At 61.5% G+C, this 23,546-nt stretch carries 23 protein-coding genes; 21 read left to right on the top strand and 2 right to left on the bottom strand.

Annotated elements, in window-relative coordinates:
* Positions 1–36 precede the first annotated feature (36 nt).
* The 17 genes from TC41_RS10895 to TC41_RS10815 all read left to right on the top strand — a co-directional run bounded on the left by TC41_RS10895 (position 37) and on the right by TC41_RS10815 (position 19,042).
* Complete coding sequence (locus TC41_RS10895) at positions 37–1,437, top strand: ABC transporter substrate-binding protein (protein WP_041695364.1); 1,401 nt, start codon at positions 37–39, stop codon at positions 1,435–1,437.
* 88 nt (positions 1,438–1,525) lie between these two features.
* Entirely contained in the window at positions 1,526–2,473 is a 948-nt protein-coding gene (locus TC41_RS10890) for a carbohydrate ABC transporter permease (protein ID WP_041695363.1), read from the top strand.
* Between the two features lie 216 nt (positions 2,474–2,689).
* Positions 2,690–3,301: a carbohydrate ABC transporter permease gene (locus TC41_RS10885; RefSeq protein ID WP_014465100.1), complete on the top strand. Its 612-nt coding sequence runs from the start codon at positions 2,690–2,692 to the stop codon at positions 3,299–3,301.
* Between the two features lie 42 nt (positions 3,302–3,343).
* Positions 3,344–4,303: a carbohydrate kinase family protein gene (locus TC41_RS10880; RefSeq protein WP_014465099.1), complete on the top strand. Its 960-nt coding sequence runs from the start codon at positions 3,344–3,346 to the stop codon at positions 4,301–4,303.
* Between the two features lie 103 nt (positions 4,304–4,406).
* Complete coding sequence (locus tag TC41_RS10875; RefSeq protein WP_012811495.1) at positions 4,407–5,696, top strand: homoserine dehydrogenase; 1,290 nt, start codon at positions 4,407–4,409, stop codon at positions 5,694–5,696.
* A 293-nt stretch (positions 5,697–5,989) separates the two neighbouring features.
* Complete coding sequence (gene ilvE, locus TC41_RS10870; RefSeq protein WP_014465098.1) at positions 5,990–6,877, top strand: branched-chain-amino-acid transaminase; 888 nt, start codon at positions 5,990–5,992, stop codon at positions 6,875–6,877.
* 147 nt (positions 6,878–7,024) lie between these two features.
* Positions 7,025–8,698: a dihydroxy-acid dehydratase gene (ilvD, locus tag TC41_RS10865; RefSeq protein WP_014465097.1), complete on the top strand. Its 1,674-nt coding sequence runs from the start codon at positions 7,025–7,027 to the stop codon at positions 8,696–8,698.
* Between the two features lie 36 nt (positions 8,699–8,734).
* Positions 8,735–10,465, top strand: coding sequence for a biosynthetic-type acetolactate synthase large subunit (gene ilvB / locus TC41_RS10860; protein ID WP_014465096.1), 1,731 nt, complete (start codon positions 8,735–8,737; stop codon positions 10,463–10,465).
* The gene (gene ilvN, locus TC41_RS10855) at positions 10,462–10,992 is read left to right on the top strand and encodes an acetolactate synthase small subunit (protein ID WP_014465095.1); all 531 of its coding nucleotides are present in this window, start codon (positions 10,462–10,464) and stop codon (positions 10,990–10,992) included. The genes ilvB and ilvN overlap by 4 nt, the downstream gene beginning before the upstream one ends.
* Positions 10,993–11,089: 97 nt before the next feature.
* Positions 11,090–12,124 (top strand): ketol-acid reductoisomerase, encoded by a 1,035-nt coding sequence (gene ilvC / locus TC41_RS10850; RefSeq protein WP_041695362.1) that lies wholly within the window; start codon positions 11,090–11,092, stop codon positions 12,122–12,124.
* Between the two features lie 84 nt (positions 12,125–12,208).
* Positions 12,209–13,288, top strand: a complete 1,080-nt coding sequence (gene leuB / locus TC41_RS10845; protein ID WP_014465093.1) for a 3-isopropylmalate dehydrogenase — start codon at positions 12,209–12,211, stop codon at positions 13,286–13,288.
* On the top strand, positions 13,288–14,703 hold the full coding sequence (leuC, locus tag TC41_RS10840; RefSeq protein WP_014465092.1) for a 3-isopropylmalate dehydratase large subunit: 1,416 nt from the start codon (positions 13,288–13,290) through the stop codon (positions 14,701–14,703). The genes leuB and leuC overlap by 1 nt, the downstream gene beginning before the upstream one ends.
* On the top strand, positions 14,703–15,311 hold the full coding sequence (gene leuD / locus TC41_RS10835; protein WP_014465091.1) for a 3-isopropylmalate dehydratase small subunit: 609 nt from the start codon (positions 14,703–14,705) through the stop codon (positions 15,309–15,311). The genes leuC and leuD overlap by 1 nt, the downstream gene beginning before the upstream one ends.
* Before the next feature lie 106 nt (positions 15,312–15,417).
* Positions 15,418–16,671: a bifunctional folylpolyglutamate synthase/dihydrofolate synthase gene (locus tag TC41_RS10830; protein ID WP_237699916.1), complete on the top strand. Its 1,254-nt coding sequence runs from the start codon at positions 15,418–15,420 to the stop codon at positions 16,669–16,671.
* 130 nt (positions 16,672–16,801) lie between these two features.
* A complete protein-coding gene (locus TC41_RS10825; RefSeq protein WP_041695361.1) occupies positions 16,802–17,347 on the top strand; it encodes a manganese efflux pump MntP in 546 nt (181 codons plus the stop codon).
* Between the two features lie 153 nt (positions 17,348–17,500).
* Positions 17,501–18,634, top strand: a complete 1,134-nt coding sequence (locus tag TC41_RS10820) for a citrate synthase (protein WP_014465088.1) — start codon at positions 17,501–17,503, stop codon at positions 18,632–18,634.
* 189 nt (positions 18,635–18,823) lie between these two features.
* The gene (locus tag TC41_RS10815) at positions 18,824–19,042 is read left to right on the top strand and encodes an alpha/beta-type small acid-soluble spore protein (protein WP_014465087.1); all 219 of its coding nucleotides are present in this window, start codon (positions 18,824–18,826) and stop codon (positions 19,040–19,042) included.
* 112 nt (positions 19,043–19,154) lie between these two features.
* On the opposite strand, the gene TC41_RS10810 is transcribed toward TC41_RS10815, so the two are convergent.
* Both TC41_RS10810 and TC41_RS10805 read right to left on the bottom strand, forming a co-directional pair.
* Positions 19,155–19,592 (bottom strand): CBS domain-containing protein, encoded by a 438-nt coding sequence (locus tag TC41_RS10810; RefSeq protein ID WP_008340229.1) that lies wholly within the window; start codon positions 19,590–19,592, stop codon positions 19,155–19,157.
* A 69-nt stretch (positions 19,593–19,661) separates the two neighbouring features.
* Positions 19,662–20,054 (bottom strand): hypothetical protein, encoded by a 393-nt coding sequence (locus tag TC41_RS10805; protein WP_014465086.1) that lies wholly within the window; start codon positions 20,052–20,054, stop codon positions 19,662–19,664.
* A gap of 118 nt (positions 20,055–20,172) precedes the next feature.
* Here TC41_RS10805 and TC41_RS10800 point away from each other — a divergent pair, with 118 nt between their 5' ends.
* The 4 genes from TC41_RS10800 to TC41_RS10785 all read left to right on the top strand — a co-directional run bounded on the left by TC41_RS10800 (position 20,173) and on the right by TC41_RS10785 (position 23,527).
* Positions 20,173–21,243, top strand: a complete 1,071-nt coding sequence (locus tag TC41_RS10800) for an efflux RND transporter periplasmic adaptor subunit (RefSeq protein ID WP_014465085.1) — start codon at positions 20,173–20,175, stop codon at positions 21,241–21,243.
* A complete protein-coding gene (locus TC41_RS10795; RefSeq protein WP_014465084.1) occupies positions 21,240–21,926 on the top strand; it encodes an ABC transporter ATP-binding protein in 687 nt (228 codons plus the stop codon). Before TC41_RS10800 ends, TC41_RS10795 begins: the two co-directional genes overlap by 4 nt.
* Positions 21,913–23,121 carry an ABC transporter permease gene (locus TC41_RS10790; RefSeq protein ID WP_041695359.1) on the top strand — a complete coding sequence of 403 codons (1,209 nt, stop codon included), beginning with the start codon at positions 21,913–21,915 and terminating at the stop codon, positions 23,119–23,121. The genes TC41_RS10795 and TC41_RS10790 overlap by 14 nt, the downstream gene beginning before the upstream one ends.
* Before the next feature lie 190 nt (positions 23,122–23,311).
* Positions 23,312–23,527 (top strand): hypothetical protein, encoded by a 216-nt coding sequence (locus tag TC41_RS10785; protein WP_237699915.1) that lies wholly within the window; start codon positions 23,312–23,314, stop codon positions 23,525–23,527.
* Positions 23,528–23,546: the final 19 nt, after the last annotated feature.

Genomic DNA, 23,546 nt, shown 5'->3' with positions numbered 1-23,546 from the left:
CGGATCGATTTTAAGACACAATGGGGGTATGTGCAGATGAAGAGCAAGGTCAAGCGTTGGACAAGCGTCGCGCTCGCGAGCTCGGCAGCCGCGGCACTGGTCGTTGGATGCGGACAGCCAAACAACACGGCGTCCCAGGCCAACACGAATGGAAGCGCATCCACTGCGGCGTCGTCCGCCAGCACGGTGAGCGTGGCCGGGGTGCGGATCGCGAAGCCGACCCACCTTGTGAACTATAAGAACGCCTCGGGCACGATTGTCTGGGCGGAGTCATTCACCACTGGCCCCACCGCCAGCGAGTTGGTCTCGGCGTTTGAAAAGAAATACCCCAAGATCAAAGTGAAGTTGCAGGTTCAGCCCTCGAACACCGACACCAACCGCGCCGACCTGACGGCTTCCATCAGCGGCGGATCTTCCACGCCAGACGTCTACATGGGCGACGTGATCTGGCCCGCTCAGTTTGCCCACAATCAGTTGGCGGCGCCGCTCTCGGATTATCTGCCCACGTCCTTCTGGACGCGCTTTTCGAACGGCTTGGTGGCAGGAGCCACGTATAACGGAAAGGTCTACGCGGCGCCGCTGTTTGCCGATACAGCATTCCTTTATTACCGCAAGGACCTGTTGGCCAAGTATCATCTGCCCGTGCCGAAGACGTGGCAGCAACTGCAAACGGAGGCTTCTTACATCGTGAAGCACGGTGGAGCGAGGTATGGGTTCGTCTGGCAGGGCGCTGATTACGAGGGGCTCACCTGCGACTTCGACGAGTACCTGGCGGATGCAGGCGGCAGCGTGCTGACGAACGGCAAAGCTACGCTGAACACAGCGGCTGCGAAACAGGCACTCTCGTTCATGCGAGGGCTCATCACGTCCGGTGTCACGCCCCAATCGGTGGACACGTTCCAGGAGCCCCAGTCTGAGAATGTGTTCACGCAAGGGAATGCCGTGTTCCTGCGCAACTGGTCCTACGCGTGGTCGGATTCCCAGAATCCGCAGAGCTCGAAGGTCGTGGGCAAGGTCGGCGTAGCGCCTCTTCCGACATTTGCTGGACACGGCTCGAGCGGCTACAGCACGGTCGGTGGCTGGGACCTGTACCTCAACCCGCACACGAAGAATCTGGCAGCCGCCCTTCAGTTCATTGACTGGATGACGAGCCCGCAGGCTCAGGAAATTCTGGCGGCCAACTCGGAGATGCCCACCATCAAGGCTGTGGCGGACAGCCCGTCGCTCGCCAAGTACAGCCCGGTGTTCGCCCTGTTGCCACAGGTGAAGTTCGTCTCGCGGCCGGCGCAGACACCGAACTATCCGGCGGTCTCCAAGGCCATTTACGACAACGTCAACGCGGCGCTGGCTGGCAGTGTGTCTGTAGCGCAGGCGCTGAAGAACGCGAACCAGCAAATTCAGCAGGCTCTGAGCGGCAGCGGTTCGGGCGGTCTCTGATGACACAAGGCGGGCGGTTGCCGCCCGCCCATTTCGTACCTCTGTGTCTACGATGCTCGCAAGTGAAGGAGAAGGGAGGCGAGCGCGCATGTCAAAGGCGATGGAAGGACATGCATCGTTTCAAACCGATGGCAGGCGAGCGAGCGTCGTTCGCCACGACGTTCGCGCGGGCTTTGGGATGTTGACCCCTGCCGGCATTGTCATCCTGGCCGTGACCATTTTCCCCATCCTCTATTCCGTGTGGATGAGCTTCAATAACATTCAATTGACGGAGAACGGATTTCAGTTCACGTTCAATGGAATTCAAAACTACGTGGATGTGTATTCCGCCCCGCTGTTCTGGCACAGTGTGTGGTTCACTGTGTATTACGCCATTGTCACTGTGGCCATCGAACTGTTTTTGGGGCTGCTCATTGCGCTTGCCATCCAGAACGTGGAGAAACTCAAGAGCGTTTCAGTCGTGGTGATGCTCATTCCATGGTCGCTCATCACGGTCATTTCCGCCGAGATGTGGGGTTACATCTACAACGGCGTCTATGGTGTGCTGAACGCCATCCTTCAGGGTCTCGGTGTGATCCACAGCCCTGTCAACTGGACCGGTGAGCCAGTGACGGCTGTGATCGCCCTCATGGCGGCGGATATTTGGAAGACCACGCCGTTTGTCGTCATCATCCTATTGAGCGGGTTGCAGATGATCCCAAAAGACTACTACGAGGCGGCGCGCATCGACGGCGCAAATGGATGGCAAATCTTCTGGAATGTAACGCTTCCCCAATTGCGCGGCAGCATTGCCATTGCAGGGCTGTTTCGGATTCTGCAAGCTTTCGGCATCTTCGACCTGCCGTTCGTGCTCACGCAGGGTGGCCCAGGTTCGGCGACCACGTCGCTCGCCATGCTGGGTGAGGAAACGCTATTCACGAACCTGCACTTTGGCTTGGGAGCAGCTGTCGCCGTCAGCACAGTAATCCTCATTTTAGGGGCTTGTCTAATTTTCCTGTCTGCTTTTCGTGGGATGGTCGGGGAGGAAGCGCAATGAGAAAGCCATTGTATCAGCGCGTCATCGGCTATGTCGTGCTCATATTCTTTCTCGTGGTGATCCTGCTCCCATTCTATTGGATGTTTGTGACGTCGTTCGAGCCCCAATTCCGACATCAGCGCTTACCCGCCAGCGTACTTCCCGCATCACTGGACGCTTGCTCATTATGAAGAGGCATTCGGCCAATTTCACTTTGGACGGTACATCCTGAACAGCGTGATTGTCTCCATCACATCGACGTTCTTCGTGCTTCTGTTCGGATCCATGGCGGGCTTTGCCATTGCTCGGCTTCCCATGAAAGGGAAGCAGCCGATGCTCATCTTTCTGCTCATCATCTCAGTATTTCCTCCGCTCGTCGTCATTACGCCGCTGTACATGTTGTTGCGAGACGTGGGATGGCTCGATTCCTATCAGGCGCTCGTCATCCCCTACACAGCGTTCAACTTGCCATTCGCCATTTGGATTCTCCGCAACTACTTTCTGCAGGTGCCAGGCGCCTTGTTTGAAGCGGCCAAGATGGACGGAGCATCGGTGTTCATGTCGTATTGGCGCATCTTCCTGCCGCTCACCACGCCGGGGCTCTTTACGGCAGCGGTGTTCACGTTCGTCGCCTGCTGGACGGAGTTTTTCATGGCGCTCGTGTTCAACCCTGACAACACTATGCGCACCATTCCGGTTGGGATTGCGCTATTCAGCGGGCAGTACACGGTTCCGTACGGCACCATCTTCGCGGGTTCCGTCGTGTCGATTGTTCCCATCGTCATTCTCGTGGTCATCTTCCGCCGCTGGATTGTCTCGGGGTTGACGCAGGGCGCGGTCAAAGGCTAAGTTGGCCCTGTCTATATCCATGAAGGCGATGGAGGGCCCGTGATGTACGACGTATTGGCCATTGGTGAAGTGTTGATTGACTTTAGCGTGGTGACGTCGACAGACGTACCGCAGATGTTCGGCTCGGCAGGCGGCGCGCCCGCGAACGTGCTCGCGGCCGTGGCGAAGCTCGGTGGTCGATGCAGAATGGTGGCAGGCGTGGGAGACGATGCGTTCGGCGACTTCGTTTGCCGCGTGCTCAAGGCCGTCGGCATCGACGACAGTGGCGTGGTACGCGTTGGGACCCGGACTACGCTGGCGTTTGTTCACATCGCACCAGACGGCGAGCGCTCGTTTTCGTTCGATCGCCATCCAGGCGCAGACACTAAGCTTCGGCCCGAACATCTGCAGTCCGAGTGGTTCGAGCAGACGAAATTGGTGCACCTCGGATCGCTCGCGCTTTCTGACGAACCTGCCCGTTCCGCTGCCCACCATGCGCTCGATCTCGCCCGCCATTCCCATCGCGTGGTGACCTTCGATGTGAATTACCGTCCTGCCCTGTGGCCGGACCCTCGCGAAGCGGTGGAGCAGTCGCTCCGCGTCATTGGCCTCGCGGATGTGGTGAAATGCTCAGAGGAAGAACTGCGCTTGCTCACCGGACGACACAACCCGGAAGAAGCTCTCCTTGAGTTGACCCACGCGTTTCCCGGAACGCGGTTCTTGGGTACCCTCGGCCGGGCCGGGTCCCTCGCGGTCATCCAAGGCGAATGCCGCCATATCCCTTCCATTCCCGTCCAGGCCGTGGACACGACCGCCGCGGGCGACGCGTTCTTTGGTGCTCTCCTCTACCAAATGACAAACGACGCGGATCCCGAGGCGGTCCGAAAGCGCCTCCAGGACGATGCGTTCTGGCTTTCCGCGCTTCATTTTGCCAATGTCGCGGGCGCACTGACGGCCTCTCGCCGTGGCGCCATCGACGCCCTTCCGACCCTTTCCGACATTTTGGAACATATGCCTGCTTGACACGTCGTCGAGAGAGACGGTATAAAGGAGCAAAATGTCCAGAAACGTCAGGCGAGGCTCCTCTGGGGGCACCGGCGACAGAGTCAGGGAGGATGCGTGGCAGATGCAGATACCCATCGGCCTCTTGGGATGTGGCACCGTAGGCGCAGGCGTGGTATCGCTGGTGCGCAGAAGGGCGGACCGCGTCGCCAACATGACCGGTTTGCGCCCTGTGATTCAGAAGATCCTCGTGCGCGATCTTCATAAGGACCGCGGCGTGCACTTTGAACACGAACAACTCACGACGTCCGCCGAGGACATCCTGGGTGATCCCGACATCCAAATTGTCGTGGAGACCATCGGAGGTATTGAGCCTGCGCGCACCTACATTCTTGAGGCTTTGGCGCGCAAAAAGCATGTCGTCACGGCGAACAAGGATCTCATCGCGCTTCACGGCCCGGAGATTCTCCAGACAGCCGCGGCGAATGGGGTCAGCATTCTGTTTGAGGCGTCGGTGGGCGGCGCCATACCCCTCCTGGGGCCGCTGCAGGAGAACCTCACCGCAAACGAGGTCACGGATCTCAAAGGCATCATCAATGGAACCACCAATTTCATTTTGTCCAAGATGACGGAAGAGGGTCTTGACTTCGACGAGGCGCTGGCCCTCGCGCAGGAGCTGGGCTACGCAGAGGCGGATCCGTCGAGCGACGTCGACGGCCTCGACGCCGCGCGAAAGCTCGTCATTCTGGCTTCCATTGCGTTTCACACCGAGGTGCATTTGTCGGACGTCCGCGTCGAAGGAATTCGACATGTGACGGCCAGCGACGTGCGATATGCGGATGAGGCCGGATATGTCATCAAGCTGCTGGCCGACGGTCGGGATCGCAATGGACGGCTGTCGTTGTCCGTGCGTCCGACGCTCATTCCCAAGAGCCATCCTCTGGCTCACGTCTCGGACGCCTTCAACGCCCTGTTCGTTCGCGGGGACGCCGCGGGAGATCTCATGTTTTTCGGCCGCGGCGCCGGTCGAATGCCCACGGCGAGCGCCGTGGTCGGCGATATCATCGCGCTCGTGCGCAACCTCAAACTGGGCGTCGTGACGAGTTGGCCGTACGCGCTCGCGGGAAGCCGCAAGCCGGTGGTCGACTTCGAGGACGATCTCTACAAGTTCTACTTCCGGCTCATGGCAGCCGATCAGCCCGGCGTCTTTGCGCAAGTGGCGCACCTGTTTGGGGAACTGCGGGTGAGCATGGAGACGGTCTTGCAGAAGCGTGTGGCGGGCGGACAGGCCGAGATTGTCATCGTGTCCCACGAGATCCCGGGTAAGCTTGCGCACGAGGTGGCCACACGGCTTCGTTCGATGCCGAATATCGCGGTGGAAGCAGTCATGCCGGTCGAGCCGGTCAACGAGTGAGCGGGTGCTTGGACACCCGCTTTTTCCTCCACCGGGCTGGGAACAATCAAGCCTTTTCAAAATCGATGTGCAAGCGGTTTCATTCATTTGGAGAGGCGTTCGGCAATTGACAGCCGGGGCCGAGCGTACTACAATGACGAGCAAGTCATCCAATTCGCGTGACAATTCGAGTGCTTCAGGCACTTGAGTTGGCGGTCTCATTTTGACGGAATATTTCGTCAATCGATCTTTGCCAACCGACGAGGACACGCGAGAGAGAAACTCGCCGATGGGGCGAGAGAGGGGCGTTGGACGTGGCATCACAGGTTTTTCTCGACGGCGATTTTATCTCCAGCGACGCAGCCAGCGTGTCGGTGTTCGATCACGGCCTCCTTTACGGCGATGGCGTCTTCGAAGGAATCCGCGCATATGACGGAAATGTATTCCGCCTCAAACCGCACATCGAACGACTTTATCGTTCGGCCAAGTCTATTCTTCTCGAGATTCCGTATACGCAGGACGAATTGACAGAGCTCGTATGCGAGACCGTTCGGCGCAATCATCTGTCTTCGGCGTACATCCGTCTCGTGGTCACGCGCGGCAGCGGGGACCTGGGGCTGAATCCATACAACTGCGCGAAGGCCCGCGTGTTCATCATCGCGGAACAGCTCTCGATGTTTCCGAAGGCGCTGTACGAGCAGGGCATCCGCGCCATCACGGCTGCCACGCGGCGCACGCGGGGCGACATGCTCAATCCGAAGATCAAGTCACTCAACTATCTCAACAATATACTCATTAAAATGGAAGCGATTCATGCGGGTGCCAATGAAGCGATTGTCCTCAACAACGAGGGCTATGTGGTAGAGGGTTCCGGCGAGAACATCTTCATCGTGCGCGATGGCGTTCTCATTACTCCTCCGGCCTATCTCGGGGCGCTCGAGGGCATCACGCGCCAAGCGGTGATGGATTTGGCCCCTTCACTCGGCCTTGAGGTGCGGCAAGAGCCGTTCACCCAGCACGACGTGTACGTGGCGGACGAGGTGTTTCTCACAGGGACAGCGGCGGAGATTGTCCCGGTGGTCGAGGTGGACCGCCGCGCCGTTGGTCAAGGCGTTCCGGGGCCGGTGACGAAGCGGGTGCATGCGGCGTTCCAGGAAATTGTACGCACGGACGGTGTGCGAATTGAAGCAGCCCACGTCTGAACCCAGCGCTTCCGCGCGAGGTTCACTCTTGGCGACGTGGTTGATGCGCTGAACGCGATGGCACGGAAGATGGAGTCGAGATCGGTCTAAGCGACGTAGAGACGCGAAAAAAGAGATAGACAAGGTTTTGCGAGGAGTGGCAAATCTATGAGAAGCGACATGATCAAGAAGGGTGTGGACCGGGCGCCACACAGGGCCTTGCTGTATGCCACGGGCGTTAAACCCAGGGATCTGTCCAAACCGTTTATCGGTGTGTGCAACTCGTACGTCGACATCGTTCCGGGCCACGTTCATCTCCGTGAATTCGCGGAGGTCGTGAAAGATGCCATCCGCCAGGCCGGCGGCGTTCCGTTTGAGTTCAACACCATCGGGGTGGACGACGGGATTGCGATGGGGCACATCGGCATGCGGTATTCGCTCGCGAGCCGTGAGCTCATCGCCGATTCGGCCGAGACGATGATCAACGCCCACTGGTTTGACGGCGTCTTTTTCATCCCCAACTGCGACAAGATCACGCCTGGCATGCTCATGGCGGCCGTGCGCTGCAACGTGCCGGCGGTGTTCGTGTCCGGCGGTCCGATGGAAGCGGGCAGATCCCGCACGGGTCGTCCGCTTTCCCTCAGTTCCGTCTTCGAAGGCGTGGGCCAGTACATGAGCGGCCAGATTTCCGAAGACGATCTGCTGGATCTGGAGCGCAATGCCTGTCCCACGTGTGGCTCGTGTTCCGGCATGTTCACCGCCAACTCTATGAACTGCATCATGGAGATGTTGGGCATCGCACTCCCCGGCAACGGCACGCTGGTCGCCACGTCCAAGGAGCGGCACGAGCTCATCTATGAGGCCGCCAAACACCTCATCCGCATGGTGGAGCAGGACATTCGGCCGCGCGACATCATCACCCGCGAAGCCATTGATGACGCGTTCGCGCTGGATATGGCCATGGGCGGATCGACGAATACCGTCCTGCACCTGATGGCCATTGCACACGAGGCGGGCATCGACTATTCCCTGAGCGATATCAACGAAATTGCCAAAAAAGTTCCGTATCTCGCAAAGATCAGCCCTGCGTCCGAGTACAGCATCCAGGACGTGCACCGCGCTGGCGGCGTCTCGGCCATCATCCGGGAGTTGTGCGAACACACGGACGTGGTTCACCCGGATCGCATCACGGTGACGGGCAAGACGCTGTACGAGCAAGTCAAGGACGCGAAGATCCTTGACGAGCGCGTCATCCGCCCGGCTTCGAACCCGTATAGCCGCGAAGGCGGTCTGTCCATCCTGTTCGGCAATCTCGCGCCAGACGGGGCGGTGCTGAAAGTCGGTGCGGTCGATCCCGACATCCAGCGGTTTGTGGGCCGCGCTATCTGCTTCAATTCGCAGGACGAGGCGATGGAGGGCATCAACAGCGGCAAGGTGCAACCGGGTCACGTTGTGGTCATTCGCTACGAAGGGCCGAAGGGCGGGCCGGGGATGCCTGAGATGCTGGCGCCCACGTCGTCCATCGTGGGACGGGGCCTCGGCCGCGAGGTGGCCCTCATCACGGATGGCCGATTCTCAGGGGCCACGCGAGGGATTTGCGTCGGCCATATCTCGCCTGAGGCGGGCGTTGGGGGGCCGATTGCGCTCGTCGAGGATGGAGACGAGATTGAGATTGACATTCCAAACCGCACCATCACCCTGAGGGTGTCGGATGAGGAACTGGCAGCGCGCAGGGCGCGTTATCAGCCGCCCGCGAAAGAGAAGCTCACGGGCTACCTCGCTCGTTATCAGAAGCTGGTCACGTCGGCGAACACCGGTGCAGTACTGACGGTGGACGCATGAGAACCCTTGTGGAGAGGAGGAAACGCGATGCCTGGAATGTCAAAACCGGCAGATGACGAGACGCTGACGCGCTCGGGAGAAGGCGGAGCCATGTGGATGAAAGGTGCCGACATGGTCGTAGAGGCGCTGCGCCGAGAGCAGGTCGAGGTCATCTTCGGGTATCCCGGTGGGGCGGTGCTACCGCTGTACGACGCGCTCTACCAATGTGGCATTCGCCACGTCTTGACGCGCCATGAGCAAGGGGCCATTCACGCTGCGGAGGGCTACGCTCGCGTAACGGGGAAGCCGGGCGTCGTGATTGCCACAAGTGGGCCAGGCGCCACCAATCTCGTCACCGGCTTGGCCGACGCGATGATGGACAGCATTCCGCTCGTCGCCATTACGGGTCAGGTGGCAAAGACCGTGATTGGCACCGACGCGTTTCAGGAGACGTCCATCATTGGCATCTCGACGCCCATCACCAAGCATAACTATCAAATCCGGCACGCGTCGGAAATTCCGAAGGTCTTCAAAGAGGCGTTTCACATCGCCAACTCGGGCCGTAAAGGGCCTGTGCTGATCGATATTCCCAAGGACGTGTCAGGGGAAGAGGCGTGGTTCGCGTATGATGATCCGCCGCAGCTGCCTGGATATCAGCCGACCGTGGTGCCTCACCACATGCAGATTCGGAAGTTGATGCACGGCCTGCAACACGCCAAGCGGCCCGTGGTGCTGGCGGGAGCCGGCGTGCTGCATGCGAGGGCGACCGAGAAGCTCCTGGCGTTTGTCGAAAAGTATCAGCTTCCGGTGGTACAGACGCTGCTCGGCCTCGGCAGCTTTCCGGCGTCTCATCCGCTGTGCCTCGGCATGGGCGGGATGCACGGAAGCGCGGCGGCCAACAAAGCGCTCTACGAGACGGACTTCCTCATCAATCTCGGCGCCCGGTTTGATGACCGCCTGACCGGCAAGTTGGAGCACTTCGCGCCGCACGCGGTGGTGGCGCACATCGACATCGATCCGGCCGAGATTGGCAAAAACGTGCCTACCGACATTCCGGTGGTGGGCGACGTCGGCGAGGCGCTGTCCATGATGCTCAGCATCGATGTTCCACCGCCGGACGCGGAGGCGTGGCGCGAAGAGTTGCTGCGGGTGAAAAGGGAACTTCCGTTTTGGTGGGTGCAAGATGGGAAGCACATCAAGCCGCAGCGGCTGATCGCGGAAATTGCGCGGATCACGAAAGGGGACGTCGTCGTCACGACGGACGTCGGCCAGCACCAGATGTGGGCTGCGCAATTCTTCCCGCTGAATCAGCCGGATCGGTGGGTGACATCGGGCGGACTGGGTACCATGGGGTTCGGTTTGCCGGCGGCCATTGGTGCCCACTTTGGACAGCCGGATAAGCTCGTAGTGGCTATCCTGGGCGACGCGGGGTTCCAGATGACGCTGCAGGAACTCGCCGTGATTGGCGAGCACCGGCTTCCCATCAAGGTCGTGATCGTCAACAACAGCGCGCTCGGCATGGTGAGGCAGTGGCAGGAGCTGTTTCACGGCGAGCGGTATTCGGAATCGCTGCTTCCATGGCAGCCTGACTTCGTGAAGCTGGGCGAGGCGTACCGCATTCCCTCGGCGCGCGTGGAGCGGGACGAGGAACTGACCGCAGCGCTTGAGGCGTTTCTCCGCGAACCGGGGCCAGGGCTCCTGGAGTGCGTGGTGGATCCGAATGAGAACGTGTACCCGATGGTCGCGCCGGGCACCGGGATCCACCAGATGGTGGGGGTGAGGCCATGACGCCTGTCCTGTCCGTGCTCGTGCACAACAAACCCGGCGTACTCAACCGAATCACGGCGCTCTTTATGCGCAAGGGATTTAACATCCAGAGCCTCACCGTCTGCATCACGGAAAACCCGGAGATTTCGCGCATGACGATTGTCATGAGCGACATGGACGAGGCTGCGCTGGAGCAGGTCATCAAGCAGCTTCACAAACAGATTGACGTGCTGAAGGTGACGGATCTCACGGATCAGGCGATGGTCGCGCGAGAGCTGGCGCTCATCCGGGTGTCGAGCCCCATCGCCGAGCGCGCGATTATCCATTCGCTCATCGAGCCGTTCCGGGCGAACATCGTCGATGTCGGGCGCGAGACGGTGACGGTGCAGGTGACGGGCGATGCGGAGAAAATCGACGCGCTTATTGCCCTGCTCCGGCCGTATGGCATTCGCGAATTGGCACGCACGGGGCTGACGGCGCTGCCGCGCGAGGCGGCGTCCTCGGCCGACCCGAAGCGCGCCGGAGAGGCGCAGGTCCTCCACATCTAGATGGGCGGCGGGGTGGGATGTGAAGCCCCGCCGAGACGCACCTGTAACCACCTGGATTCTCTAACCGCAATCTCTACATATGCGAGGAGTGGATGAAATGGAGAAAATTTATTATGACGCCGATATCTCGATTCAACCCCTGGCGGACAAGCGCATCGCTGTCATCGGCTACGGGTCCCAAGGACACGCCCACGCGCAAAACCTCCGGGACAGTGGTTTTGACGTCGTGATTGGGCTTCGGCCAGGTTCGTCCTGGGCCAAAGCGGAGGCCGATGGATTCCGCGTCATGGCGGTCGGCGAGGCGGTGGAAGAATCGGACGTGATCATGATCCTGTTGCCGGACGAGCGGCAGCCGGCCGTCTATGAGCGGGAAATCCGCCCGTATCTCACGGCGGGCAAGGCGCTCGCGTTTGCCCACGGGTTCAACATTCACTTCTCGCAGATCCAGCCGCCGAAGGAAGTGGACGTGTTCATGGTGGCGCCAAAGGGGCCTGGACACCTCGTGCGCCGCGTGTACGAAGCGGGGGGCGGCGTGCCAGCGCTCATCGCCGTGCATCAGGACGCGAGCGGCCAAGCGAAGGATCTCGCACTCGCGTATGCGCGCGGCATTGGCGCGGGGCGGGCGGGCATCCTCACCACCACGTTCCGCGAGGAGACCGAAACGGATCTGTTCGGCGAGCAGGCGGTTCTCTGCGGAGGGCTGTCCGCGCTCATCAAGGCGGGCTTCGAGACGCTGGTGGAGGCCGGCTACCAGCCGGAGATTGCGTATTTCGAGTGCCTGCACGAGATGAAGCTCATCGTGGATCTCATCTATGAAGGCGGTTTGGAGTACATGCGGTATTCCATCTCCGACACGGCGCAGTGGGGCGACTTCACGTCGGGTCCGCGCATCATCACGGAAGAGACGAAGAAGGAGATGCGCCGCATTCTCGCTGACATCCAAAGCGGCGCGTTCGCCAAGAGCTGGATTCTCGAGAACCAGGCCAATCGGCCGATGTTCAACGCCATCAACCGGCGCGAGCTTGAGCATCCCATTGAGGTGGTGGGCCGCAAGTTGCGCAGCATGATGCCCTTCATCAAGGCGAAGCGGCCGGGGGACGATCGCGTCCCGGCCACTGCGGACCGGGCGTGATGGCGCGGCATTTCGACACCAGGCGGGCGCAGCGTGCGCTCGCCTGCGCATTCTGCAACATGCGAGCTGAAAGGGACGGATGGCATGACAAAGAACATTGCAATCTTGCCCGGTGACGGCATCGGCCGAGAAGTCACGGCGGAGGCGGTCAAGCTGATCCAGATCGTCGCCGCGAGCCGGGGGGAGACGTGGAACCTCGAAGAGGGCCTGATTGGCGGCGCTGCGTTCGACCAGACCGGCTCGCCGTTGCCAGACGAGACGGTGCGGCTCTGTCGCGCGGCAGACGCTGTGCTGCTCGGCGCGGTAGGCGGGCCAAAATGGGATCATCTCCCTGGAGACAAGCGCCCCGAGGCAGGGCTGCTCGGCATCCGCAAAGCGCTTGAGGTCTACGCGAATCTTCGGCCCATCCGGACCTGGCCAGGGCTGTTGCTGGCCTCGCCGCTCAAGCCGGAGCTTGTCGAAGGCGTGGATTTCATCATCGTGCGGGAGTTAACGGGTGGGCTTTATTTCGGCCAGCCGAAGGCCCGCCTCGATGGCGGCGAAGCGGTGGTGGACACGCTTCACTACACGCGCGCCGAGATCCGCCGCGTGGTGAAGGTGGCCTTTGAACTCGCGAAAGGCCGGCGGGGGCGCGTGACGTCGGTCGATAAGGCGAATGTGCTCGAATCGAGCCGCGTGTGGCGCGAGGTGGTGGAAGAGGTTGCGCCCGAATACCCAGGCGTTTCGGTCGAGCATTTGCTGGTGGACAACGCCGCCATGCAGATCATCACGAGGCCGAAGACGTTTGACGTGATCGTGACCGAGAACATGTTTGGGGACATCTTGAGCGACGAGGCGGCCGTCATCACGGGATCCATCGGCATGTTGCCTTCCGCGAGCCTCGGCGAAGGGGGGCCTGGCCTGTACGAGCCCGTGCACGGTTCGGCGCCGGACATCGCGGGTCAGGGCCTCGCCAATCCGCTGGCCACGTTTCTGTCTGTGGCGCTCATGATGCGCCATTCTCTGCACTTTCCCGAGGCTGCGGACGCCATCGAGCAGGCCGTGCATGGCGTGATCGAGCGCGGCATCCGAACGCGCGATCTCGCCCAGAGTGGCGAGGCGTTTGTCAAAACCGCTGAAGTCAGTGCGATGGTTTGCGAAGACGTGAAAAGGAGGCTCGGTTGATGGGGAGGACTCTGTTCGAAAAAGTCTGGGACGCGCACGTGGTCAAGGAACTGCCGGATGGACAGACGCTTCTCTACATTGACCTGCACCTCGTCCACGAGGTGACGTCGCCTCAGGCGTTTGCCGGACTTCGTTTCGCGGGGCGCAAGGTTCGCCGGCCCGAGCTGACGTTTGCGACCATGGATCACAACGTGCCGACGGTGAATCCGAAAGATGTCCGAGACGCCATTGCGCGCAAGCAGATTGAAACGCTTGAGCAGAACTGCCGCGATTTCGGCGTCCAATTGGCGGGGCTCGACAGTCCCTTCCAGGGCATCGTACACGTCATCGGACCGGAGCTCGGCCTGACCATGCCGGGGAAGACGATTGTCTGCGGCGACAGCCACACGTCGACGCACGGCGCGTTCGGCGCGCTCGCCTTCGGCATCGGCACGAGTGAGGTGGAGCACGTGCTCGCCACGCAGTGCCTCTGGCAGAGCCGACCGAAGACCATGCGCATTCAGCTGAATGGCTCGCTACAACCGGGTGTCACCGCCAAGGACGTGATCCTCGGCCTGATTGCGAAATACGGTGTGAATTTCGGCACGGGTCACGTCGTGGAGTACGCCGGCGGCCTGATCCCAGAGCTCAGCATGGAGCAGCGGATGACCATCTGCAACATGTCCATCGAGTTCGGCGCCCGTGCGGGCATGATGGCGCCGGACGAGACGACCATCGCCTACGTCCAGGGCCGGCGCTACGCGCCGAAGGGCGCGGATTGGGAGGCGTGCGTCGCCGCGTGGCGTGAACTGAAGTCCGATCCCGACGCCGCCTTTGATGTCGACGTGGTCTTCGATGTGAATGACCTCGAGCCGCAGGTGACATGGGGCACCAATCCGGGACAGGGGGTTGGCATCAGCGGCGTCGTGCCGGATCCGAAGGACGCGAAGTCCGAGGAGGAGGCGCTGGCCATCCGTCAGGCGCTTGAGTACATGGACCTGAAGCCGGGAACCAAAATCTCCGAGATCCCCATTCAGCACGTGTTCATCGGCTCGTGCACGAACGCCCGCATCGAGGATCTGCGCTTGGCCGCGAGCATCGTGAAAGGCCGGCGCGTCGCGGACGGCGTGCGCGCGGTGGTGGTGCCGGGATCGAAGCAGGTGAAGCAGCAGGCGGAGGCCGAGGGGTTGCACGAGATCTTCCTCGAAGCGGGCTTCGAGTGGCGCGAGCCTGGCTGCAGCGCGTGCCTCGGCATGAATCCCGACATCATCCCGGCTGGGGAGCGGTGCGCATCGACGTCCAACCGCAACTTCGAAGGACGGCAGGGCAAAGGAGCCCGCACGCATCTTGTCAGCCCGGCCATGGCGGCCGCCGCGGCCATCGCTGGGCACTTCGTCGACGTGCGTGAGCTGACCTCGGAAGGAGTGACGGCGTGATGGAGCCCTTGGTCAAGCACGAAGGCCTCGTGGTCTGCATGAACCGCGTCAACGTGGATACGGATCAAATTATCCCGAAGCAGTTCCTCAAGCGGATCGAGCGCGATGGGTTCGGCGAGTTCCTGTTTTTCGATTGGCGGTACCTGCCGGATGGATCGCCCAATCCCGACTTCGAGCTGAATCGGCCGGAAGCCCAAGGCGCGACCATCCTGCTCGTCGACGACAACTTCGGCTGCGGATCTTCTCGCGAACACGCGGTATGGGCGCTGCGCGACTACGGGTTTCGGGTCATCCTCGCCCCGTCGTTCGCTGACATCTTCTACAACAACTGCTTCAAGAATGGGCTTCTGCCCATTCGCATTCCGCGCGAGCTATATAAACAACTCTCGGAGTCGCACGCGCGCGGCGAATGGCGGCGGATGACGGTGGATCTCGAGCAGCAGACGGCCGCGACCGATCACGGCGTGACCTTTTCCTTCGAGATCGATCCGCACAAGCGGCACATGCTGCTCCATGGGCTCGACGACATCGGCATCACGCTTCAATACGAGGCCGAGATCGCCGCGTACGAGGCTTCGCGCCGTCCGTATCAGTTCGTCTACGCGTAAAAAAGGACTTGCGCTCGGCCGCCGGGTATCGCCGCCCGGCGGCCTCTGTTTGCGCGCGCCTCGCCCTGTGATACACTACCCGCGGAGAGCGAGGGACGTTCATGTCATGACGCCAATGGCGGAGCAAGTGACCGAGATGATTCGCTGGATCTTTTCCTCCTATAGCCGCGTACCGCGCGAGCGCAGGCAGGGATTCGATCGCGACGTGCGGCATCCCGAGTGGACGAGGCAGTTGCTGGACGCGATGGGTCGGCCGGACGAGCGCGTGTACAGCGTCGCTGTGACCGGGAGCAAGGGAAAGGGCTCACACGCCATCCTCACCGCTGCCATGTTGCAGCAGGTGGGCGTGCGCGTCGGACTCTTCACGAGCCCTCACTTGATTGACTTTCTCGAGCGAATTCGGCTACAGGGTGTGCCGATTCCAGAAGAAGACTTTGTGCGCGTCGGCGAGTTGGTCCGTGCGGCTGCGTCGGCGCTTCCCGTGCCGGAGGATCAATATATCGGCCCCGTTGGACTCGTGGCCGTCATGGCCGCCAAATGGTATGAGGAACAGAGCGTCGAGGCCGCCGTGTACGAACTCGGCCGCGGCGCGCGCCACGACGACGTCAACCAGGTGGTGCACCGCGGGGCCATCATCGCGCCCATCTTCGGCGAACACCTGGACAGGCTGGGGCCGACCTGGGAAGATGTCGTGATCGCCAAAATGGGCATTCTGACGGAGCACACGGCCTGGGCGTCGTTGAGTCTACAGCCGCCGCTGTCGCGCAAGGTGATGGCGCCCTTTTTGACGGCGTTTCGGGCCAAGGGCGGCGAGGTGCACGAAGTCGGCAACGACCTCGAGTGGTCCCTCGACGACGCCCGTTTGCGCGTGCAGGTCCGCGGCCCCGGATTTACCGCGGACATCCAGGTGGACGAGCGCCTCGTGCCGTACGCAGACAACCTTGCCGCTTCCGCCGCTGCGGCGCATCGGGTGTTGAGCGATCTCGGCCGGTCGGCGAGGGAAATCGCCGTAGATCTGCGCGGCCTCGTGCTGACGGGGCGGCTGCAGCTCGTGCGGCGCGAGCCGGACGTCGTGATCGACGGCGCCATCCACAGCCTGAGCGCGGCGTACGTGCGCCGATTCGCCGAAGCCTGGCGCGCGCGGCGAAGTGAGGGGGCCGCATTCACCTTGTCCTGTCCCTGCCCGACGACAAGGACGCTGAGGGCGTCCTTCGAGAACTCGGGCCCATCGCGCATCGCATCCTGTTCACCGAGACCACGAACCCAGCGCTCCATTTCACGCGAGACCTGGTATCGCTCGCGGCGGCGCTTGGGTATGCCGCGTCCCGCGAAGCGAATCCAGAGGACGCTATCCGCCTAGCGCTCGCGGATGCGTCCCGAGACGATCTCGTCCTCCTCGTCGGCACCCAGTCGTTCGTGGGCGATGCACTGCGCTACTTCGATGTGCCTACGGGATGTATCTGGACGCGGTCTGGAGAGGATGGGACGGCGTGTTGACTCAGCTGCTTCTTATCGGCCTCGGAATTGGCCTCGACAACGGACTCGCCGCTGTCGGACTCGGCGCGTCCGGGCTCAGCCGCCGCGCGCAGTGGCGCGTCGCTATCCTCTTTGCCATCTTCGAGGCGTGGATGCCTGTCCTGGGCATCTGGGTGGGTCGCGAGGTGGCGAGCGTGCTCGGCCGAAGCGCGCATATCGTAGGCATCGCTCTCTTGGCCCTGCTCGGTCTCTACAGCCTCTTCAAGCGGCGGGAGGACGAGGACGAAATGGACGCCGTGGAGCGCGCCCGCGGTCTGCAGATCATCCTACTTGCTATCGCGCTGTCCATCGACAACCTGACCGTCGGATTCAGTCTAGGCATGATGCGCGCGCCGCTCGCCTTCGCCGGCGTCGTGTTTGGCACCGTGAGTTTTCTTCTCACCGTCGCTGGGCTCGAGGCGGGGCGCTTCCTCGCCTCACGGTTGGAGCATCTGCCGGCGGAGCGGTTGACGGGCCTCGTGCTCCTCGCCGTCGCGGGCTGGATGGCCGCCATGGCATGACAGCCCGCGTATCCTTGTCTTGCCGAAACTTGACGGTTTTTGAGCGCACCGACGGATGTAGTATAATGACCGAGTACAAAATACGGCATTGGGCGATCTCGCTGAGACCCAGGGGATGCGGGCGAGATCGCGAGGGATGAGGAGGTTCTGCTCATGGCAGCGGAAACGACATTCAAAGCCGGGCTGGAAGACGTGGTCTCCAACACGTCCGAAATCTGCTTCTTGGATGGGAAACAGGGTCGCCTTCTGTACTACGGGTATGATATCCACGATCTCGTCGACGGCGGCGCGTCGTTTGAAGAAGTCGTGTACCTTCTGTGGCACGGCGATCTGCCGAATCAGTCGCAACTGAAAGCGTTCACCGAGGAACTTGCCCGTGAGCGGGCATTGGCTGAACCCGTGCTCGACCTGTTGAAACGGCTTCCGAAGGACGCGAACGCGATGGCGGTTCTTCGCACGGCAGTCTCCTTCCTCGGTCTGTACGATCCGGATGACGGCGACGAGAGCCTAGAGGCGAACTACCGGAAAGCCGCCCGCCTCGTCGCGAAGATTCCGACCATCGTCACCTCGTTCGAGCGCATTCGCCAAGGACTGGACCCCGTGGAGCCGGATCCATCGCTGAGCGCCGCTGCGAACTTCTTCTATCTCCTCCGTGGCACGAAGCCTTCCGAATTCGAGGAGAAGGCCTTCAATACCGCACTGATCCTGCACGCAGATCACGAATTGAACGCTTCGACGTTCTCGGCGCGCGTCACGGCGGGCACGCTGTCGGACATGTATTCCGCTATCACGTCGGCCATTGGGACGCTCAAGGGACCTCTGCACGGCGGCGCTAACGAGCAGGTGATGCGCATGCTGCTCGAAATTGGCGAACCCAGCAAGGCCATCGCCTGGATTGACGAGGCGCTCGCGCAGAAGAAGAAGATTATGGGCTTTGGCCATCGCGTGTATCGGACGGAAGATCCGCGCGCGACGCACCTTCGCCAGCTCAGCAAACAGGCGGGCGAGTTGAAGGGCGAAACGAAATGGTTCGAGATGTCCCAGGCCATTGAAAAGCACATGCTCGAGGTAAAGGGCCTGCACGCGAACGTCGATTTCTATTCGGCGTCGCTCTACTATTCGCTCGGCATTCCGACGCACTTGTATACGCCCATCTTCGCGTGCAGCCGTATCTCGGGGTGGACGGCACACGTGCTCGAGCAATATAAGAACAATCGACTCATCCGCCCGCGGGCCGAGTACGTTGGACCGACGGATCGCAAGTTTGTCCCGCTCAGCGAGCGCTGAGCAGGTGTTGCAAGGCTTCGGCGGACGGCGGCACACCTCTTTTTGGGGTGCGCCGTTTGACGCTTTTTCGAGCCAGCATTCCGCCCATATCGGACCGTGTACCAGTCCCAGCGCCTTCGCCCGCTGGCGCGAATTCGCAGTGCGCAATCTGCTCTCCCGGGGCATGCTACCGCCAGGGAGGGATGCATCATGGCGAAAAGCAATCGCCTGTTGCTCGGGCAAGCGTCGCGGGCGCTTCAGGACATGAAGTACGAGATAGCCGGAGAACTCGGCATCACACCCCCCGAGGACGGGTACTGGGGCTTCGTCTCATCGTACGAGAACGGTTCCATCGGTGGCAATATAACCAAAAGGCTTGTCCGTTATGCGCAGGAGCGTTTGGCGCAGGGAGACGCGGGTTCGCCGTGAGGCTCGGGAAGGCGGCGAGCGAAGGCTGGGGTCGTGACCCCAGCCTTCCGCATGTTCTAGGGACACAACAACACCCCGCCGGTGCGGGGTGTTGGCGAACCGATGTCGTTCGTCAGTGGACGATATTGTTCTGGGCTTCGGTGGGTGCGGAAATTTTGCTGAGCGCCGCTCCCGCCTCGTTCACATGGATGTCGACGGTGGCGAGATCGCCAATGGACAGGATGCCGCAGAGGTCGCCGCGCTCGTCCACGATGGGCAGGCGCCGGATCTGGTGCTGCGCCATGAGATCGGCAGCTTCGTGCGCGTCCATGTCAGGCCGCCCGGTGACAACCGCTTTGGTCATGCAGTCCTCGACTCGGGCGTCGCATTTGCCCTGCGCCACGGCCTTCAGCACGATGTCGCGATCCGTCACGATACCGACCACGCGTCGATTTTCGCACACAGGGATGGAACCACAGTTTTCGCGTTTCATCGCCTGGGCGGCCTTCTGGATGGAATCGGTGGCCGAGCAGCAAGCGACGTCTGTGGTCATGATCTGCTGAACTTTCATGCCCAGTCCCTCCTTGGTGTCATCGGTTCACACGCCGTAGTATGTCCCATGAGCGACGTGCACGAAGGGTCAGGAGGTAGTGGATCGATGGGATGCGCGCCAGTCTGTCACGGCCTTGACCGCGGTGCCGATGCCCCAGATAGCGACCAATTCTCGGATCAGCAGGTCAAGCGGTTGTTGAGAGCCCAACGCGCGGAGAACGGGGGCAGGGAGCCCTATCCAGGGCGACAGGGCCCACGCGAAGGACACCATCCCGACGCCCAGAAGCGCCAGGACGCTGGTGCGAGTGCGTTGGCGCGCCGCCCAAATGGCCCAGACGCCAAGCCCAAGGTACAGGTAGGCCTCCACGGGCGTGAATCGAAAATAAAGGCCAAGGTCCCGGCTCAAGGTGCCTGCCGCGCCAAGTGCGGCGTAGAGCCACCCGACGATTCGACAAACCCATCTCGGTTTCAAGAACCGCACCTCACTTCACCTGTTTGTCCCATGTGTATGCGAGTCCCAAACCGGCCATGTCGTTCGATGTCCGTTCAAGCGCCCGTGTGGTATGTTAATACGTGACTTGGTCGGGGAGGGGTTGTCGTTGGCCATCTCGTCGGAAAAGCGGACAGGCCGACGTGTCGGCGCCGTGATCGGCTTCGTGCTGGCCCTTCTGGCGCTTCTCGTGGGGGCGCTTGTCGTGTGGAAATCTCGACACGCCTTGCCTGTGGTCGAGACGGCGCCTGTGTCGCTGCAGCGAATTGAGCGGGTGACCCTGGCGGCAGGCACGGTGCGCCCGGTGGCCCGCCAGATCGTCAATTTGGACAACCTGTCGGCTCCTGTCGAGCGCGTGCTGGTGCACGTGGGGCAGCGCGTGCAAGCGGGGCAACCGCTCATTCAGTTGAGCACGGCTTCCGCGGAAGCCAGCGTGCAGGCCGCGGAATTGGCGCTCTCCGATGCCGAGTCGGCGTATCAGCGCGTGCTGGCGCAATATAACCAGGCGCCGACGGCGCTCAAGGCGCTGTTTCTTCCGCAGCTGAACGCGGCCGAGGCTTCGGTGGCGTCAGCGAGAAGTCAGCTCGCACAGGCGGAGGCCAACGAGGCCCAGTTGACCATCACGGCGACGATGTCGGGCATCGTGCTCATCGCAAACCCGAACGGCGTGGACGCGGACGGGAATCAGACGCCGGTCGTCGAGGTGGCGAGCCCAGCAAAGGACGTCGTCATGGATCTGTCGGAAGTCGACGCAGCTCAAATCAAGGTGGGCATGACGGCCACGATGCAAACGGATGCATATCCCAATCAGACGTTTACCGGCTCGGTGACGTCCATCGCGCCGTACGCGGAGCTCTCGTCAAGCGGGGCGCCGGTCGTGGAGGTGACTGTGCAGCCGCGCGGATCGTTTCCGGTTCCATATGGATATCAACTCACCTGCCGGATCCTCAGCCGCTCGCCATCGCCCGTGCCCACGGTGCCCTACAGCGCCATCGTGCAGAACGGTACCGGCTATGCGGTGTACGAGTGGAGGAACGGCCACGTCTATCTCGTGCCAGTGAAGCTCGGCATGACGAGCGATACGGCGGTGCAGGTGCTGTCCGGAGTCGCTCCTGGCAATCGGGTCGTGATCAATCCGCCAGACAATCTCGTGAACGGAGAGGCAGTGCGCACATCATGATTCGCCTCGTGGGCGTGACAAAGTCGTACACTGTCGGCGAGCAGGTCATTCCCGTGCTGAAGGGCATCGACCTCGAGGTTCAGCGGGGCGAGTTCGTCGCGGTCATGGGTCCCTCGGGCAGTGGCAAATCCACGCTCATGCACATCCTCGGGCTCTTGGACCGGCCGAGCTCGGGCGACTATGAGCTGAACGGTGCGTCGGTGCTTGGCCTGCCTTCGAACGATCTCGCCCGCCTGCGCAATCAGAACATCGGGTTTGTGTTTCAGAATTTTCACCTCATCCCGCGCATGTCTGCGGTGCGCAACGTGGAGCTTCCGATGGTCTACGCAGGCGTTCCTCGCGCCGAGCGGCGAGCGCGCGCCATGGAACTGCTCGAGATGGTGGGTATGGCCAATCGAGCCCATCATCTGCCCAATGAGCTGTCGGGAGGTCAGCGGCAGCGCGTCGCCATTGCCCGCGCGCTCGCCAACGACCCGGCCGTCCTGCTCGCCGATGAACCCACCGGCGCGCTCGACCAGCAGACGGGCGCTGAGATCCTCCGCATTCTCCGGGATTTGCACGCGGCCGGGCGGACCGTCATGGTCATCACGCACGATCCCCACGTTGCGCGCGCCGGCCAGCGCATCCTGCACATGGTCGATGGCGAGATCGTCCGAGAGGAGGTACCGGATGAGCCTCGATGAGATGCTCCGTATGGCCTTGGCTTCGCTTGCCGCCAATAAGACGCGAGCATTCCTCACGATGCTCGGCATCTGGATTGGCGTGGCTTCCATCCTCGCCATTGTCGCCATCGGCAACGGAGGCAAAGCGCTGGTCATTGGGGCCATCTCAAGCGGAAGTCAGCAGAACGTCATTCAAATTGTGCCGAGGGAACTCGTTGCGCCCGGCCTGCCGCAGCCAGGGCAGGTGCTCTCCATCGACGACTCCGATCTCGCCATCGCCGCGTCCTTCTCCGGCGTGGAGAGCGTGAATGAGACCTTCTATGGCACCGCCGTGGTGCAGAGTGGAGACAAGTCGGACAATGTGACGCTGTTCGCAGGTCCAGCGGACTTGGACCGCCTTGCCCGTTTCATGGTCGTTCGCGGTCACATGTTCACTGCGGAGGACGTGCTGTCTCACCGTAACGTTGCGGTCATCAGTGAGTCGCTCGCGAATAAGCTTTTTGGGAGCGGAAATCCGCTTGGTGCAATCATCACCCTGTCCGGCGTGCCGCTCGAGGTCGTTGGTGTGGCGCAGCCGGAGCAGGCAAGCCTCTATTCGTTGGTGATGGGGAGCGACAATCTGTACATCCCCGATACCACGTGCCAAGATATTTTCCCCAACTGGACAGCGTCTGAAATGGATGTCGTGGTGAGTCCCGGCGTCAATGTCCAGAGCCTGGCGAAACGAATCGTGCTTGCGCTCAACATCCATGCGGGCGATCCGACGGCCTTCGTCGACTCGTCAGGGCTCGTCGCGAGCGTCGCGGCTTTGATCGCAAAGGTGACGACCATCTTGACGGCCGTGATCGGCGCTGTGGCGGGGATCGCGCTCCTCGTGGGCGGGGTTGGCGTCATGAATATCATGCTGGTGTCGGTCACCGAACGCACGCAGGAGATCGGCATTCGCGTCTCGCTCGGTGCTAGGAAACGTGACATCGTGCTCCAGTTTCTTGTGGAGTCTATGGCCATCACCTCGTTAGGAGGTGTCGCCGGCATTGCGACTGGGCTTGCGGTGAGCACCGCCCTGCGCGCGTTCACTGGCATTCCGGCTTTCGTGCCCTGGCCGATTGGCGTGTTGGCATTCGTCTTCTCGGCCGCCATCGGCGTCGTCTGTGGACTCTATCCGGCCGTGAAGGCCGCGAATCTCAATCCGATTGACGCCCTGCGGTACGAATAAGTTGCGCACTGTTTGTACCTATCTGGGCTGTCCAGTATACTGAGTGCAGAGAGTGTGAAGATAGGCGACATCGAGGTTGTGCTTGATAAGGATGGTTGCGGATGCGCTTGGGGTTGAACATCGAGTACGACGGAAAAATTATGATGTGTTAGAACTTCCAAATGAGGCGTTTGTTTGCCTTCTGCCGTGCATGACACCGGAGCAGTACAATCGGATCAATCGGCGTTTTGAGGACGTTTGGCCGGATGTGACGGTTCGGAGGAATCACATCCTCGCGTTTACGGCGGAGCGAGTTCACACGCCGGTCGATTACGTGTTTCTGTATCGAGGGCCGTTCTGGTTCGACGAAGAGGATTTGGACCGATACATTCAGTCACATACCATGCAGGGTTACCGTCCCTGTTGATAGACTTGGAGGAACTCGG

This window comes from Alicyclobacillus acidocaldarius subsp. acidocaldarius Tc-4-1 (assembly GCF_000219875.1).
GTDB classification, from domain to species: domain Bacteria; phylum Bacillota; class Bacilli; order Alicyclobacillales; family Alicyclobacillaceae; genus Alicyclobacillus; species Alicyclobacillus acidocaldarius_A.
Note: the sequence above shows the minus strand (reverse complement) of the source record. Positions and strands in the feature narration are given on the sequence as shown.

What these genes read in the sequence shown, in the direction of transcription:
- ilvD (WP_014465097.1), top strand. Translation starts at nt 7,025, where the DNA reads ATGAGAAGCGACATGATCAAGAAGGGTGTGGACCGGGCGCCACACAGG.
- TC41_RS10830 (WP_237699916.1), top strand. Translation starts at nt 15,418, where the DNA reads ATGACGCCAATGGCGGAGCAAGTGACCGAGATGATTCGCTGGATCTTT.
- TC41_RS10880 (WP_014465099.1), top strand. Translation starts at nt 3,344, where the DNA reads ATGTACGACGTATTGGCCATTGGTGAAGTGTTGATTGACTTTAGCGTG.
- ilvC (WP_041695362.1), top strand. Translation starts at nt 11,090, where the DNA reads ATGGAGAAAATTTATTATGACGCCGATATCTCGATTCAACCCCTGGCG.
- TC41_RS10795 (WP_014465084.1), top strand. Translation starts at nt 21,240, where the DNA reads ATGATTCGCCTCGTGGGCGTGACAAAGTCGTACACTGTCGGCGAGCAG.
- TC41_RS10820 (WP_014465088.1), top strand. Translation starts at nt 17,501, where the DNA reads ATGGCAGCGGAAACGACATTCAAAGCCGGGCTGGAAGACGTGGTCTCC.
- TC41_RS10890 (WP_041695363.1), top strand. Translation starts at nt 1,526, where the DNA reads ATGTCAAAGGCGATGGAAGGACATGCATCGTTTCAAACCGATGGCAGG.
- TC41_RS10810 (WP_008340229.1), bottom strand. Translation starts at nt 19,592, where the DNA reads ATGAAAGTTCAGCAGATCATGACCACAGACGTCGCTTGCTGCTCGGCC.
- TC41_RS10785 (WP_237699915.1), top strand. Translation starts at nt 23,312, where the DNA reads ATGACACCGGAGCAGTACAATCGGATCAATCGGCGTTTTGAGGACGTT.
- leuB (WP_014465093.1), top strand. Translation starts at nt 12,209, where the DNA reads ATGACAAAGAACATTGCAATCTTGCCCGGTGACGGCATCGGCCGAGAA.
- leuC (WP_014465092.1), top strand. Translation starts at nt 13,288, where the DNA reads ATGGGGAGGACTCTGTTCGAAAAAGTCTGGGACGCGCACGTGGTCAAG.
- ilvB (WP_014465096.1), top strand. Translation starts at nt 8,735, where the DNA reads ATGTCAAAACCGGCAGATGACGAGACGCTGACGCGCTCGGGAGAAGGC.
- TC41_RS10815 (WP_014465087.1), top strand. Translation starts at nt 18,824, where the DNA reads ATGGCGAAAAGCAATCGCCTGTTGCTCGGGCAAGCGTCGCGGGCGCTT.
- TC41_RS10790 (WP_041695359.1), top strand. Translation starts at nt 21,913, where the DNA reads ATGAGCCTCGATGAGATGCTCCGTATGGCCTTGGCTTCGCTTGCCGCC.
- ilvN (WP_014465095.1), top strand. Translation starts at nt 10,462, where the DNA reads ATGACGCCTGTCCTGTCCGTGCTCGTGCACAACAAACCCGGCGTACTC.
- TC41_RS10895 (WP_041695364.1), top strand. Translation starts at nt 37, where the DNA reads ATGAAGAGCAAGGTCAAGCGTTGGACAAGCGTCGCGCTCGCGAGCTCG.
- TC41_RS10875 (WP_012811495.1), top strand. Translation starts at nt 4,407, where the DNA reads ATGCAGATACCCATCGGCCTCTTGGGATGTGGCACCGTAGGCGCAGGC.
- leuD (WP_014465091.1), top strand. Translation starts at nt 14,703, where the DNA reads ATGGAGCCCTTGGTCAAGCACGAAGGCCTCGTGGTCTGCATGAACCGC.